A 14342-nucleotide genomic window follows, 5' to 3' on the forward strand; every position below is an offset into this window, starting at 1 on the left:
TTTTTATAAAGATGGAAAGCTGACTCTGTAGAAGGTATCTTTTACAGAGTTTTTCTTTGTTTGAGAAATAACTTATGCAAAAAAGAATTACAATTTAATTTAAATTTAAGTATAAAGGAATTCATGTCTATAAATCAAACATACCATAATTTTTGTTTGGATTTTATGGGGCATACGAATAGTTTTCTCGGTATAATAGTCCCATAGAAGATAAGGAGGCATGAATATGCAGATGTATTTTGGAGATGTGTCGCTTTGCTATAGCTATTCATTGACAATGGCACTGGATGGCTATGGTTATGACTTTAAAGCAGAGTTTTTAGAGGCAATCATGGCGATGGGAAATGGCGCTAGTATCGTAAAGGAAGATGAGCAGCACCCTCTAGTATTTTTTGATAACGGAATGCCAGATCTTTCTATTTCTCATTCTTTAAAAATACTTGGATTTGACTATGAGGACTTCTATCTAAAGGATAAATCAGAAGTAGATTTGGAAGAGGTTAAAGGAAAGTTGGAAGCATTTATGTCCAATGGACCTGTCGTACTGGGACCTCTTGATATGGGGCATCTGACCTACAATCCCAATCACACAACCCTTTATGGTGTGGATCACTTCGTAACCGTGTATGCTCTTGATGGTCAGTATCTCTATTTACATGATCCAGCTGGTTTTGCCTGTATGAAGGTTGCTTTTAATGACATTATAGAAGCCTGGAAGGCGGAAGCTATTGACTATAAGCGTGGAGCTTACTCCATGTGGGGAAATTTTAAGAAGGTCAAGAGTCCTAGTCAGACTGAAATCTATCAGGAAACAGCAAGGCTTATAAGGGCCAGATATCTGGATGGACAAAATAATGTCTTGGAATGTTATGCAAAAGCAGTTGCTGAAAACGGCTTAAATACAGAGCAAAAACAATTGCATCAGTATTTCAGCTTCAAACTTGCTGCTGTTCGAAATCTCTATCTCAGTAAATTTTTAAAAGACCATGATCCGAAAGGGGCAAGATTCAAAGAAGAATTGGCTACTCTATTTGGTCAAGCCCACCTTTCATGTTTAAAAGAAGATTATCAAGAACTAGCCCACTTGCTCTATCAGATAGCTGAAGTGGATGGTCGCTTTAGAGATTTATATGTAAACTAGTGACTATAAGCATAAAAAATAGTTAGTAAAAGCAGTTTTTCGTAAAATGAAGAACTGCTTTTTGATTATGGTTATGGTATAATGAAGTAAGAAAATAGCTTATTCTACTTAAAAATGAAGGGAGAACTCCTATGCCTAGACCAAGAACGAAAGAGGAATTAGTGCTAGCCTCTAAGGAAAACTATGAAAAGCTCAATCACTTTATCTCTAAATTAAGTGAAGAGGAACTACAGACTCCTTTTGATTTTTCAAAAGACCAAAAGAAAAAAGAAGCTCACTGGAAAAGAGATAAAAATCTAAGAGATGTTCTGATCCATCTCTATGAATGGCATCAGTTACTTTTGACTTGGGTACATTCTAATCAAAAGGGACATGAAAGACCTTTTCTCCCTGAACCTTATAATTGGAAAACTTATGGGGAAATGAATGTCGCTATTTGGAAGAAGCACCAGAAAACGTCTCTAGAAGAAGCGACTAGGCTACTAGAGCAATCACATAAAGAGGTTTTAGAGTTGATGGAAGGCTTCAGCAATGACCAACTCTTTACCAAAGGTATCTATAAATGGACGGGTGGGACAAGTCTAGGTTCCTACTTTGTCAGTAGCACCTCCAGTCACTATGATTGGGCTCTGAAAAAGCTCAAAGCTCATCAGAGAAATTGTAAGAGTGGCTAGTTGAAGTGCTATTGAAATTCACCAAAGGTTATTCTAAGCTTCGAATAGCTTAGTTCTCGTGATTTTTTAGCTCTTCTAGCTTTAGAATCCTTCAAAAATTAAAATTTAAGGCTGTCATAGATTTAGAACAGATCTAAAACATATATATAAATGCAATTCTAAATTTAGAATTGCATTTATATTAGAGTAATTGGACTGTTCGACGCTTAGAATGCCTTGACTCTGAAAAATGTTGACTAGAAAATGGATCGAATGGCTTTTTTCTGATATAGATGATAGATAGATGGGGGAGATGATGAACATACAAAAAGAGAAAGTTAGAAAAGAGTTGGGGTCCCTCTGTTTGGGAGAACTTGCAGCCATCCTATCCTTTTGGTTGTGTTTTTTCCTTTTGAAAAATCGGCTTGGTGATTGGAGGAGTCTAGTCACCATTCTCTATCCTTTATCTTTACTGACATTTATACTGCTTCAAGGTTCAATCTATTGGGCGATTTTGATTACAAGACTGTCGAATCCCCAGTTCGGAAGCGGTAGTGTCCCCAAACTATATAGTGGTTTCAGAATACTAGATCTTATTTTACTTATTTCAGGCTTTCCTTTTATAGTCTGGAATACACAGAGTTTCCAAGTGGCTATCTTAGCTACATTGATACAACTTTTTGCTCTTATCGAATGGGTTAATTATTTCCTCGTACGCTTATCCTATAGTCTGAATCCTCTTGTTTTATGGAAACGAATTACCAAGGGAAAACTTGAAAAAAGCAGAATAGCCAAGGAGTTGGGATAGAGACGAATAAAGAGTTTACCCATTCGTTTTGTAATATGCTATAATAAATCTATCAATTATTTTAACAACTACTTTAAGTGAGGTAAGTATGCAAATTAACTATAAGAAGACAGAAATCAGATATTGTTATATCTAAACCGTCAGCCATTGAAGTAGGAAAATACTTGAAAACGTGGAAAAATCTTAAAAATTATCAGTTGCAAGAAGATGCTTTAGATAAATTATTTTTTGAGCTTTTACCAATATTTTTTCAGTTTATCCAGTTGCAGAGCATATTCTAAGTCTTAAAATTGATGAGAGGTTGAGACAAGGTGATGTAACTTTAGTCAAGGAAATTCAAAATGTTACTATTAATGGAGTCACTAGAAAGTTTTATTCTTTTTCTACCAAATACTGTTCTCATCATAATCCTAACGAATACCCTATTTATGATAGCTATGTAGAAAAGGTATTAAAATATTTTAGAAAAACAGATAAATTTTTTAACTTTAAGAATGCAGACCTAAAAGATTATCAAAAATTTAAAAATATAATTATTGCTTTTAGAGAATACTATGGATTAGAAGAATTTAATCTTAAAGAAATTGATCAGTACTTATGGCAGTTGGGAAAAGAATATTTCCCAAATAAATATTAGCGACTTTTTCTCACTCAGAAAGGAAAACCATTAAATTGCCCTACAAATTTTTACTCTTCGACCTTGACCATACCTTGCTTGATTTCGATACTGCTGAGGATGTGGCTCTGACGCAACTTCTAAAAGAAGAAGGAGTTGCGGACATTCAAGCCTATAAAGACTATTACGTTCCGATGAACAAGGCTCTCTGGAAGGACTTGGAGCAAAAGAAAATTAGTAAACAAGAGCTGGTCAACACGCGCTTTTCTCGTTTATTTGCTCATTTTGGACTGAAGAAAGACGGTACGTTACTTGCTCAGCGTTACCAATTTTATCTCGCTCAGCAGGGACAAACTCTTTCGGGAGCTCATGAACTCTTGGACAGCCTCATCGAGAGAGATTATGAGCTATACGCTGCGACAAATGGGATTACTGCCATTCAGACAGGACGTTTGGCTCAATCAGGTCTGGCTCCCTATTTCAACCAAGTCTTTATCTCCGAGCAACTGCAAACACAAAAGCCTGATGCACTATTCTATGAAAAAATCGGTCAGCAGATTGCAGAATTTAGCAAAGAAAAGACGCTGATGATTGGAGATTCCCTGACAGCTGACATCCAAGGTGGCAATAATGCTGGTATCGATACTATCTGGTACAACCCTCATCACCTCGAAAATCACACACAAGCCCAGCCAACCTATGAAGTTCATTCTTACCAAGACTTGTTGGATTGTTTGGATAAACTGTAAAAAGTGGTTTAGATAGCCACTTTTTGCTATAATAGAAGCAGTAAAAACGAAGGAGTTGGCGATGCAACACTCATCTTGGCATGCTTTGATTAAGGAGCAATTACCTGAGGGGTATTTCGGGAAAATCAATCAGTTTATGGATCAGGTCTATGCTCAGGGAACTGTTTATCCACCTAAGGAAAAGATTTTTCAGGCTCTATTGACTACACCGCTTGAAGAAGTTAAGGTGGTGATTCTAGGGCAAGACCCCTATCACGGGCCAGGTCAAGCTCAGGGCTTGAGCTTTTCTGTACCCGATGCTATTCCAGCCCCGCCATCCTTGCAAAATATCTTGAAAGAATTAGCAGATGACATCGGAGTTAAGAAATCCCATGATTTGACGGCTTGGGCTGAGCAAGGAGTCTTACTTCTCAATGCTTGCTTGACCGTTCCTGCTGGGCAGGCCAATGGTCATTCTGGACAGATATGGGAGCCCTTTACAGATGCTGTGATTCAGGTGGTCAATAATCTGGATAGGCCAGTGGTCTTTGTACTCTGGGGCGCTTATGCACGCAAGAAGAAGTCCTTGGTTACCAATCCTCACCACTTGATTATCGAATCAGCCCATCCCAGTCCTTTATCTGTTTTCAGAGGATTTTGGGGTTCCAAGCCTTTTTCCAAGGCTAATGCATTTTTAAAAGAGACAGGACAAGTGCCAATTGATTGGCTTAGATAAGGAGAGAATATGCCTCAGTTAGCGACGATATGCTACATTGATAACGGAAAAGAACTGCTCATGCTGTATCGTAATAAGAAGCCGAATGATGTCCATGAAGGTAAATGGATTGGTGTGGGTGGTAAGCTAGAGCGAGGGGAGACTCCACAGGAATGTGCAGCGCGTGAAATCCTCGAAGAAACAGGTCTCAAAGCCAAGCCTGTCCTAAAAGGCGTTATCACTTTTCCTGAGTTTACGCCTGATTTAGACTGGTACACCTATGTTTTTAAGGTGACGGAGTTTGAAGGTGACTTGATTGACTGCAATGAGGGAACATTAGAATGGGTTCCCTATGATGAAGTCTTGAGCAAGCCAACTTGGGAGGGTGACCACACCTTTGTTGAGTGGCTTTTAGAAGATAAACCCTTCTTTTCAGCAAAGTTTGTTTATGATGGGGATAAATTGTTGGATACTCAAGTTGATTTCTATGAATAAAGGAGAAAGCAGATGTTACTAATCAAAAATGGTCGTGTAATGGATCCCAAGTCTGGTTTGGATCAAGTGTGTGATGTTTTGGTCCAAGATGGGAAAATTGTCAAAATTGCGCCTGAAATTAAGGAAGAAGGAGCAGAACTGATTGATGCTACTGGGCTTGTAGTTGCGCCTGGACTCGTGGATATTCATGTTCATTTTCGTGAACCTGGTCAGACCCACAAGGAGGATATCCATACTGGTGCTCTAGCAGCCGCTGCAGGTGGTTTTACAACGGTCGTCATGATGGCTAATACCAATCCAACCATCTCAGACGTGGAGACTTTGCAAGAAGTTCTTCAGTCAGCTGCTAAAGAGAAAATCAATGTTAAGACGGTTGCGACCATTACTAAGAATTTTAATGGCCAAGACTTGACTGACTTTAAGGCGCTTTTAGAAGCAGGTGCCGTTGGTTTCTCAGATGATGGTATTCCACTTGAAAGCAGTAAGGTTCTCAAAGAAGCCTTGGAAACTGCTAAAAAACTTGGAACCTTTGTTTGTCTACACGAGGAAGATCCCGGCTTGAACGGCATTCTTGGCTTTAACGAAAACATCGCTAAAGACCACTTCAAGATCTGTGGTGCGACAGGTGTAGCAGAATATGCTATGATTGCGCGTGATGTCATGATTGCCCATGCAACTAAGGCCCACGTTCATATCCAGCATTTGTCTAAGGAGGAAAGTGTCAAAGTAGTAGAGTTTGCTCAAGGTTTGGGGGCCCAAGTCACAGCAGAAGTGGCACCACAACATTTTTCTAAGACAGAAACTCTTCTTTTAACTCAAGGTAGCAATGCCAAAATGAACCCTCCGCTTCGTTTGGAATCAGACCGTCGTGCCGTTATCGAAGGTCTCAAGTCAGGTGTTATCACAGTTATCGCGACAGACCACGCGCCTCACCATGCAGATGAGAAAAATGTAGAAGATATCACCAAAGCGCCATCTGGTATGACTGGTTTGGAAACCTCTCTTTCTCTTGGTTTGACTTATTTGGTGGGAGCTGGTGAACTAAGCTTGATGGAATTACTAGAAAAAATGACTGTCAATCCAGCCAAACTTTACAACTTTGAAGCAGGTTACTTGGCTGAGAATGGTCCAGCTGATATCACTATCTTTGATGATAAGGCTGATCGTACTGTTGGTCCAGACTTTGCTTCAAAATCAGCCAATTCACCATTTATCGGTGAAACCTTAAAAGGGCAGGTCAAATATACCATCTGCAAGGGACAAATTGTCTACCAAAACTAGATGGGACTCTGCTCTTAAATTGAAAAGAATAGAGAGCACTTATGTACCCAACCCATCAATTTAAAGATAAGTTTGTCTTATTTCTTAAGATATTTTTCCCTATCCTGATTTATCAATTTGCCAATTATTCTGCCTCTTTTGTTGATACAACAATGACTGGGCAGTACAATACCATGGACTTGGCTGGTGTGTCTATGGCAACCAGTATCTGGAATCCCTTCTTTACATTCCTAACAGGGATTGTATCAGCCCTGGTGCCCATCATTGGTCACCATCTTGGTCGAGGTCAAAAGGAAGAAGTTGCGTCAGATTTTTACCAGTTCATCTATTTGGCCTTGGGTCTATCTGTGGTCTTACTGGGACTGGTACTTTTCTTGGCACCTCCTGTCTTAAATCATATCGGACTAGAAGCTCAAGTAGCGGCAGTTGCAGTTTCTTATCTTGGGTACCTTTCTATCGGGATTATTCCCTTGTTGCTTTTTAGTGTCATTCGATCTTTGTTGGATTCTCTTGGATTGACTAAGCTATCTATGTATCTGATGCTCCTATTACTTCCGCTCAATAGTGGTTTTAACTATCTCTTGATTTATGGAGCTCTTGGTTTTCCAGAGCTTGGCGGTGCAGGAGCAGGGTTAGGAACTTCGCTAGCCTACTGGGTTTTATTGGGTATTTCCTTGCTTGTTTTGTTCAAACAGGAAAGATTAAAAGCGTTACATCTTGAAAAACCTATTCCACTCAATATAGATAAAATCAAGGAAGGTGTTCGGTTAGGTCTACCAATCGGAGGAACTGTCTTTGCGGAAGTGGCCATCTTTTCTGTGGTTGGCTTGATTATGGCTAAGTTTTCATCGCTCATCATCGCCAGCCACCAGTCAGCTATGAATTTTTCGAGCCTCATGTATGCTTTTCCTATGAGTATTTCCTCTGCTATGGCAATTGTTGTGTCTTACGAGGTGGGGGCTAAACGTTTTGAGAATGCAAAAACCTATGCTCGTCTGGGGAGAGTAACAGCCCTCATTTTTGCAGGTCTTACCCTGTCCTTTCTCTACATTTTTAGAGATCGTGTAGCAAGTCTATATGGGAATGACGATCAGTTCATTGAGATAACTGCTGTTTTCCTAACCTATAGTCTCTTTTTCCAGTTAGCTGATACCTTTGCGGCTCCGCTCCAGGGGATTCTAAGAGGCTATAAGGACACTATCGTTCCTTTCTATCTTGGCCTAATCGGATATTGGGGAGTAGCGATACCTCTAGGATATCTACTAGATCAAGCAACTGACTTAGGGGCATTTGCCTACTGGATTGGGTTGATTGCCAGTTTGATTGTTTCTGGCTGTTTGTATCAATGGCGTTTGAAAACCGTAATGAAAAGATTGAGCTAATTTTTGGAAAATATCCCGAAAAATAACTTTGTGAAAAAATGCTCTAACTGGAGAGAATCCCTGTTAAAACGGGGATTTATTTTTTTTACCTTGTGAAATTTTATTGGTCATATACTTTGACAGTGTTTCCTAAAAACGGTAAAATAGTAGAGTAAGTACAAAGTTAGAAAGGCAAGAAGATGTCAACTTTAGATAAAAATCTTTTGCTAGAGATGTTCCGTAAGATGGAAGAAATCCGTCGTATGGACTTAAAAATTGCGCAATTAGTAAAGAAAGGGAAAGTGCCAGGAATGACGCACTTTTCTGTTGGAGAAGAGGCAGCTAACGTGGGTGCTATGTTGGCTCTCAATCCAGATGATCTAATTACCTCAAACCACCGTGGTCACGGACAAGCTATTGCCAAAGGAATTGACCTCAACGGAATGATGGCTGAAATCCTTGGCAAATACACTGGAACTTGTAAAGGTAAAGGTGGATCTATGCACATTGCTGACCTTGATGCTGGTAACCTCGGTGCCAATGGTATCGTTGGTGGTGGTATGGGAATCGCTGTTGGCGCAGCCCTTAGTCAGCAAATGCAACATACTGATAAAATCGTCGTCTGCTTCTTTGGAGATGGTGCGACCAACGAAGGTGTTTTCCACGAAGCAGTGAACATGGCTTCTATTTGGAAACTCCCAGTTATTTTCTACTGCATTAACAACGGTTATGGGATCTCTGCGGATATCAAGAAAATGACTAACGTGGAACATATCCATCATCGTAGCGCAGCTTATGGAATTCCTGGAATGTTCATCGAAGATGGAAACAATGTCATCGACGTCTATGAAGGATTTAAGAAAGCCGTAGACCATGTTCGTGGTGGCAATGGCCCAGTCTTGATTGAAAGTGTAACTTATCGATGGCTTGGCCACTCATCATCTGACCCTGGTAAATATCGTACACGTGAAGAAGTGGAATTGTGGAAACAAAAAGACCCGATCGAAAACCTTCGCAAGTATCTCATTGAAAACACTATTGCAAGTGCCGAAGAATTGGAAGAAATCCAAGCGCAAGTCAAGGAAGCAGTAGAAGCTTCTGTTAAATTTGCAGAGGAAAGTCCATTCCCACCGCTTGAATCAGCCTTTGAAGATATTTACGCAGACTAAGGAGAAAGAGATAAAATGGAAACAAAAACAATGTCCTTCCGTGACACCATTATCCTTGCTATGTCTGAGGAAATGCGTCGCGATGAAAATGTATTCTTGATGGGAGAAGACGTCGGTGTCTTCGGAGGAGACTTCGGAACTTCTGTCGGAATGCTCGAAGAATTTGGTCCAGAACGTATCCGTGACTGTCCGATTTCTGAAGCTGCCATCTCTGGAGCAGCAGCAGGAGCAGCCATGACAGGACTTCGCCCAATCGTTGATATGACCTTTATGGATTTCTCAGTCATTGCTATGGACAATATCGTCAACCAAGCTGCTAAAACACGTTATATGTTTGGTGGTAAAGGTCAGGTTCCAATGACAGTTCGATGTGCAGCTGGTAACGGAGTTGGTTCTGCGGCCCAGCACTCACAATCTTTAGAGTCTTGGTTCACTCACATTCCTGGACTTAAGGTTGTAGCACCAGGTACACCTGCTGACATGAAAGGACTGCTAAAATCTTCTATCCGTGATAATAACCCAGTTATCATTCTTGAGTACAAGTCAGAATTTAACCAAAAAGGGGAAGTGCCAGTTGATCCAGACTACACAATCCCACTTGGAGTTGGCGAAATTAAACGCGAAGGAACGGATGTAACAGTTGTTACTTACGGTAAAATGCTTCGCCGTGTGGTTCAAGCAGCTGAAGAATTGGCAGAAGAAGGAATTTCGGTTGAAATTGTGGACCCACGTACCCTTGTACCGCTTGATAAGGATGTCATCATTAACTCAGTTAAGAAGACTGGTAAAGTTGTTCTGGTCAACGACGCCCACAAAACAAGTGGCTATATCGGAGAGATTTCAGCAATTATTTCAGAGTCAGAAGCATTTGACTATCTAGATGCACCAATCCGCCGTTGCGCCGGAGAAGATGTGCCAATGCCTTACGCACAAAACCTAGAAAATGCAATGATTCCAACAGTTGAAAGCATCAAAGATGCCATCCGTAAAACCTACAATAAAGAATAGAGTTACATAAAATAAATTATGTAAGATTTTAGAGGTTTTTAACTTTAGTAACTTAAGACATGTGTTGTATTCAAGTGATTTGAAGAGTTGCGAAATGAGTGAGTCGAATCGATAATATTCGACGAATGAATTAGTAAGTCTACAAGGTTGGCCGCCTAATAGCGGCCACCGTAGCAACTTGAGACGCGTTTCGTGTCCAAGTTACTTGTAGAGTTGAACACGGGCTAAAAGCTCGGAAAAAAGATAAATCTCCTTGGCTTCATCAAAGTCTGCGTAGATTTCCTATTTTTCAGTCGCTTTTTACGCCCTTAGTATCATGTAATTGAATTCGGACGGAGGTCTGCGAAAAAAAGATAGATTTCCTTGTGTTCATCGAACACATCGTCAATCTCCTATTTTTTCATTGCCCTTTTCGTCCTTAATATCTTAGTATAGAATTGGAGAGGTCATGGCTGATGACAAGCTAAGAGCGACTCCTGCGGCTAGAAAGTTAGCGGATGATTTAGGGATCAATCTCTACGATGTTTCTGGCTCAGGTGCAAACGGTCGTGTCCACAAAAAAGACGTGGAAACTTATAAAGACACAAACGTGGTTCGCATTTCGCCACTTGCAAAACGAATTGCCCTCGAACATAACATTGCTTGGCAGGAAATCCAAGGAACTGGTCATCGTGGTAAGATCATGAAGAAGGACGTTTTGGCCTTGCTTCCTGAAAATATCGAAAACGACACCATCAAGTCTCCTGCTCAAATTGAAAAAGCGGAAGAAGTTCCAGATACTATCACTCCTTATGGTGAGATTGAGCGTATTCCGATGACACCAATGCGTAAGGTCATCGCCCAACGTATGGTTGAATCTTACCTAACCGCGCCAACCTTCACACTCAACTATGATGTCGATATGTCAGAAATGTTGGCTCTTCGTAAGAAGGTTCTTGAACCAATCATGGAAGCAACTGGTAAGAAAGTAACGGTTACAGACCTTCTTTCACTGGCTGTTGTGAAGACCTTAATGAAGCACCCATACATCAACGCTTCATTGACAGAAGATGGTAAGACCATTGTCACTCACAACTATGTCAACCTTGCTATGGCAGTTGGGATGGATAATGGATTGATGACACCTGTTGTTTATAATGCTGAAAAGATGAGCTTATCAGAGTTGGTTGTAGCCTTCAAGGATGTCATTGGTCGTACATTGGATGGTAAATTGGCTCCAAGCGAACTCCAAAATTCAACCTTCACAATTAGTAACTTGGGAATGTTTGGCGTTCAGTCCTTTGGTCCGATTATTAACCAACCAAACTCAGCTATCCTAGGGGTTAGCTCAACAGTAGAGAAACCTGTAGTTGTCAATGGTGAGATTGTCATTCGCCCAATCATGAGCCTTGGGTTAACCATTGACCATCGTGTTGTAGATGGTATGGCTGGTGCTAAGTTTATGAAAGACTTGAAAGCCTTGATTGAGAACCCAATCTCAATGTTGGTTTAAAAAATACAGTATTTATTTTTAGAGATATAGATAAAGGAAGTAAGACATGGCCTTAGAAGTAATTATGCCAAAAGCCGGCGTCGATATGACAGAAGGACAAATCGTCCAATGGAATAAAAAAGTCGGTGAATTTGTAAAAGAAGGAGAAATCCTTTTAGAAATCATGACTGACAAAGTCAGCATGGAATTGGAAGCCGAAGAAGATGGATACTTGATTGCCATCCTTAAAGGAGATGGTGAAACTGTTCCAGTAACTGAAGTTATCGGTTACCTTGGCGAAGAAGGGGAAAACATCCCAACAGCTGGAGCGGCTGCACCAGAATCAAAACCTGCGCCTGCAGCTAGCGCCTCAAACGACGACGGTAAGAGCGATGATGCCTTTGATATCGTTGTGATTGGTGGAGGTCCTGCTGGATATGTAGCAGCCATTAAAGCTGCCCAACTCGGTGGGAAGGTTGCCCTTGTTGAAAAATCTGAACTCGGTGGAACCTGCTTGAACCGTGGATGTATCCCAACTAAAACATACCTTCACAATGCTGAAATCATCGAAAACATCGGTCATGCAGCAAACCGTGGTATCGTCATCGAAAATCCAAACTTCACTGTAGATATGGATAAACTCCTTGAAACCAAGTCTAAGGTTGTTAATACTTTGGTTGGCGGAGTTGCAGGTCTTCTTCGTAGCTACGGAGTTACTGTTCATAAAGGAATTGGTGCCATCACTAAAGACAAGAATGTCTTGGTAAATGGTTCTGAATTGCTTGAAACCAAGAAAATTATTCTTGCTGGTGGTTCAAAAGTCAGCAAGATCAACGTTCCTGGTATGGAATCTTCACTCGTGATGACAAGTGATGACATTCTTGAAATGAACGAAGTTCCAGAAAGCCTTGTTATCATCGGTGGTGGAGTTGTCGGTATCGAACTTGGTCAAGCCTTCATGACATTTGGTTCAAAAGTAACTGTTATCGAAATGATGGACCGTATCGTTCCAGCCATGGATGCTGAAGTTTCTAAGAACCTTCGCTTGATCCTTGAACGTAAAGGAATGACCATCTTAACTGGTACAAAACTGCAAGAAATCATCGAGGAAAATGGTCAACTTCGTATTAAAGTTGAAGGAAAAGACGATATCATTGCAAGCAAAGCTCTTCTTTCAATCGGTCGTGTGCCAGACCTCGAAGGAATTGGCGATGTTGAGTTTGAATTGGATCGTGGTCGCATCAAGGTTAACGAATACATGGAAACTTCTGTTCCAGGTATCTACGCACCAGGTGACATTAACGGTACTAAGATGTTAGCGCACGCAGCCTTCCGTATGGGTGAAGTTGCCGCAGAAAATGCTCTTAAAGGAAATCATGCTGTTGCCAAACTGAACTTGACTCCTGCAGCCATCTACACTCTTCCTGAAGTAGCAGCAGTAGGTCTAACTGAAGAACAAGCTCGTGAGAAATACGATGTAGCCATCGGTAAATTCAACTTTGCTGCGAATGGACGTGCTATTGCATCGGATGCTGCTCAAGGTTTCGTAAAAGTCATTGCAGATAAGAAATACGGAGAAATCCTTGGTGTTCATATCATCGGTCCTGCAGCTGCAGAATTGATCAACGAAGCGTCAAGCATTATTGAAATAGAAATTACTGTTGAAGAAATGCTTAAGACCATCCACGGACATCCAACCTATTCTGAAGTGATGTACGAAGCGTTTGCGGATGTTCTAGGAATGGCCATCCATTCACCTAAGAAAAAATAAAACGAAGATAGATTAGACTGGAAGATATTTTCCAGTCTCTATCGTATAAAGGGATATCATGAAATACATTATCAATCATTCAAACGACACTGCCTTTAATATCGCCTTGGAAGAATATGCCTTTAAACACTTACTAGATGAGGATCAAATCTTCCTTCTTTGGATTAACAAACCATCTATCATTGTTGGGCGTCACCAGAATACTATCGAAGAAATCAACCGTGATTATGTTCGCGAAAATGGTATTGAGGTAGTCCGCCGTATCAGTGGTGGTGGAGCTGTTTATCACGATCTGAACAACCTCAACTACACGATTATCTCAAAAGAAGATGAAAACAAGGCCTTCGACTTCAAGAGTTTCTCAACCCCAGTTATCAATACCTTGGCTCAACTAGGTGTTAAGGCTGAATTCACAGGCCGCAATGACCTAGAGATTGATGGCAAGAAATTCTGTGGCAATGCCCAAGCCTATATCAATGGCCGTATTATGCACCATGGTTGCTTGCTCTTTGACGTTGATTTATCAGTCCTTGCTAACGCCCTCAAGGTTTCAAAAGACAAATTCGAATCAAAAGGTGTGAAATCCGTCCGTGCTCGTGTAACCAATATTGTCAATGAATTACCAGAAAAAATCACAGTTGAAGAATTCCGTGATTTGCTATTGGAATACATGAAAAAAGAGTACCCAGAGATGACTGAATACGTTTTTTCTGAGCAAGAATTGGCTGAAATCAATCGCATCAAGGATACAAAGTTTGGTACTTGGGACTGGAACTACGGTAAATCACCTGAATTTAACGTCCGTCGTGGAACAAAATTCACTAGTGGTAAGGTTGAAGTTTTTGCCAACGTCATTGAATCAAAAATCCAAGATATCAAGATCTATGGTGACTTCTTTGGTATCGAGGACGTTGCAGCTGTAGAAGATGTCCTTCGCGGCGTGAAATACGAACGCGAAGATGTCCTCAAGGCACTAGAAACTATTGATATCACACGCTACTTTGCTGGAATTAGCCGTGAAGAAATTGCCGAGGCAGTTGTTGAATAAAGTCAAAGATATCCATTCAACATGGATATCTTTTATCTTAAACTTGATATTCAAAAAAATGAGAGTATAATATAGAG

Annotated in this window: 13 protein-coding genes and 1 pseudogene; all 14 read left to right on the forward strand. The window is 40.6% G+C overall.

Annotation, left to right across the window (positions count from 1 at the left end; translation table 11 throughout):
• The first annotated feature begins 226 nt into the window (after positions 1 to 226).
• The 14 genes and pseudogenes from HMPREF1125_RS08990 (at position 227) to HMPREF1125_RS09055 (ending at position 14265) form a co-directional block, all read left to right on the forward strand.
• Positions 227 to 1141, forward strand: a complete 915-nt coding sequence (locus HMPREF1125_RS08990) for a hypothetical protein (protein ID WP_001178530.1) — start codon at positions 227 to 229, stop codon at positions 1139 to 1141.
• 131 nt (positions 1142 to 1272) lie between these two features.
• On the forward strand, positions 1273 to 1815 hold the full coding sequence (locus tag HMPREF1125_RS08995; protein WP_001137924.1) for a ClbS/DfsB family four-helix bundle protein: 543 nt from the start codon (positions 1273 to 1275) through the stop codon (positions 1813 to 1815).
• 283 nt (positions 1816 to 2098) lie between these two features.
• Positions 2099 to 2602: a hypothetical protein gene (locus HMPREF1125_RS12880; protein ID WP_002883158.1), complete on the forward strand. Its 504-nt coding sequence runs from the start codon at positions 2099 to 2101 to the stop codon at positions 2600 to 2602.
• An 88-nt stretch (positions 2603 to 2690) separates the two neighbouring features.
• Positions 2691 to 3239 (forward strand): annotated as a pseudogene (locus tag HMPREF1125_RS12970) (hypothetical protein).
• Between the two features lie 35 nt (positions 3240 to 3274).
• A complete protein-coding gene (locus HMPREF1125_RS09010) occupies positions 3275 to 3967 on the forward strand; it encodes a YjjG family noncanonical pyrimidine nucleotidase (protein WP_001146409.1) in 693 nt (230 codons plus the stop codon).
• A 61-nt stretch (positions 3968 to 4028) separates the two neighbouring features.
• Entirely contained in the window at positions 4029 to 4682 is a 654-nt protein-coding gene (locus HMPREF1125_RS09015) for a uracil-DNA glycosylase (RefSeq protein WP_001164844.1), read from the forward strand.
• A 9-nt stretch (positions 4683 to 4691) separates the two neighbouring features.
• Positions 4692 to 5156 carry an NUDIX hydrolase gene (locus HMPREF1125_RS09020; protein WP_001135788.1) on the forward strand — a complete coding sequence of 155 codons (465 nt, stop codon included), beginning with the start codon at positions 4692 to 4694 and terminating at the stop codon, positions 5154 to 5156.
• A 12-nt stretch (positions 5157 to 5168) separates the two neighbouring features.
• Complete coding sequence (locus tag HMPREF1125_RS09025) at positions 5169 to 6437, forward strand: dihydroorotase (RefSeq protein ID WP_000924515.1); 1269 nt, start codon at positions 5169 to 5171, stop codon at positions 6435 to 6437.
• 41 nt (positions 6438 to 6478) lie between these two features.
• Positions 6479 to 7819, forward strand: coding sequence for an MATE family efflux transporter (locus HMPREF1125_RS09030; RefSeq protein ID WP_000283615.1), 1341 nt, complete (start codon positions 6479 to 6481; stop codon positions 7817 to 7819).
• Between the two features lie 179 nt (positions 7820 to 7998).
• On the forward strand, positions 7999 to 8967 hold the full coding sequence (locus HMPREF1125_RS09035) for a thiamine pyrophosphate-dependent dehydrogenase E1 component subunit alpha (RefSeq protein WP_000105348.1): 969 nt from the start codon (positions 7999 to 8001) through the stop codon (positions 8965 to 8967).
• 15 nt (positions 8968 to 8982) lie between these two features.
• Positions 8983 to 9975, forward strand: a complete 993-nt coding sequence (locus tag HMPREF1125_RS09040) for an alpha-ketoacid dehydrogenase subunit beta (RefSeq protein ID WP_000448705.1) — start codon at positions 8983 to 8985, stop codon at positions 9973 to 9975.
• Between the two features lie 448 nt (positions 9976 to 10423).
• Entirely contained in the window at positions 10424 to 11467 is a 1044-nt protein-coding gene (locus tag HMPREF1125_RS09045) for a dihydrolipoamide acetyltransferase (RefSeq protein ID WP_000752726.1), read from the forward strand.
• A 46-nt stretch (positions 11468 to 11513) separates the two neighbouring features.
• On the forward strand, positions 11514 to 13217 hold the full coding sequence (gene lpdA / locus HMPREF1125_RS09050; RefSeq protein WP_001162880.1) for a dihydrolipoyl dehydrogenase: 1704 nt from the start codon (positions 11514 to 11516) through the stop codon (positions 13215 to 13217).
• Positions 13218 to 13275: 58 nt separating this feature from the next.
• Positions 13276 to 14265 (forward strand): lipoate--protein ligase, encoded by a 990-nt coding sequence (locus HMPREF1125_RS09055; protein WP_000874001.1) that lies wholly within the window; start codon positions 13276 to 13278, stop codon positions 14263 to 14265.
• Positions 14266 to 14342: the final 77 nt, after the last annotated feature.

Source organism: Streptococcus oralis SK304 (assembly GCF_000287715.1).
Lineage (GTDB): Bacteria > Bacillota > Bacilli > Lactobacillales > Streptococcaceae > Streptococcus > Streptococcus oralis_Y.

Coding starts and splice junctions, on each gene's coding strand:
- HMPREF1125_RS08990 (WP_001178530.1), top strand. CDS start 227: ATGCAGATGTATTTTGGAGATGTGTCGCTTTGCTATAGCTATTCATTG.
- HMPREF1125_RS08995 (WP_001137924.1), top strand. CDS start 1,273: ATGCCTAGACCAAGAACGAAAGAGGAATTAGTGCTAGCCTCTAAGGAA.
- HMPREF1125_RS12880 (WP_002883158.1), top strand. CDS start 2,099: ATGGGGGAGATGATGAACATACAAAAAGAGAAAGTTAGAAAAGAGTTG.
- HMPREF1125_RS09015 (WP_001164844.1), top strand. CDS start 4,029: ATGCAACACTCATCTTGGCATGCTTTGATTAAGGAGCAATTACCTGAG.
- HMPREF1125_RS09020 (WP_001135788.1), top strand. CDS start 4,692: ATGCCTCAGTTAGCGACGATATGCTACATTGATAACGGAAAAGAACTG.
- HMPREF1125_RS09025 (WP_000924515.1), top strand. CDS start 5,169: ATGTTACTAATCAAAAATGGTCGTGTAATGGATCCCAAGTCTGGTTTG.
- HMPREF1125_RS09030 (WP_000283615.1), top strand. CDS start 6,479: ATGTACCCAACCCATCAATTTAAAGATAAGTTTGTCTTATTTCTTAAG.
- HMPREF1125_RS09035 (WP_000105348.1), top strand. CDS start 7,999: ATGTCAACTTTAGATAAAAATCTTTTGCTAGAGATGTTCCGTAAGATG.
- HMPREF1125_RS09040 (WP_000448705.1), top strand. CDS start 8,983: ATGGAAACAAAAACAATGTCCTTCCGTGACACCATTATCCTTGCTATG.
- HMPREF1125_RS09045 (WP_000752726.1), top strand. CDS start 10,424: ATGGCTGATGACAAGCTAAGAGCGACTCCTGCGGCTAGAAAGTTAGCG.
- lpdA (WP_001162880.1), top strand. CDS start 11,514: ATGGCCTTAGAAGTAATTATGCCAAAAGCCGGCGTCGATATGACAGAA.
- HMPREF1125_RS09055 (WP_000874001.1), top strand. CDS start 13,276: ATGAAATACATTATCAATCATTCAAACGACACTGCCTTTAATATCGCC.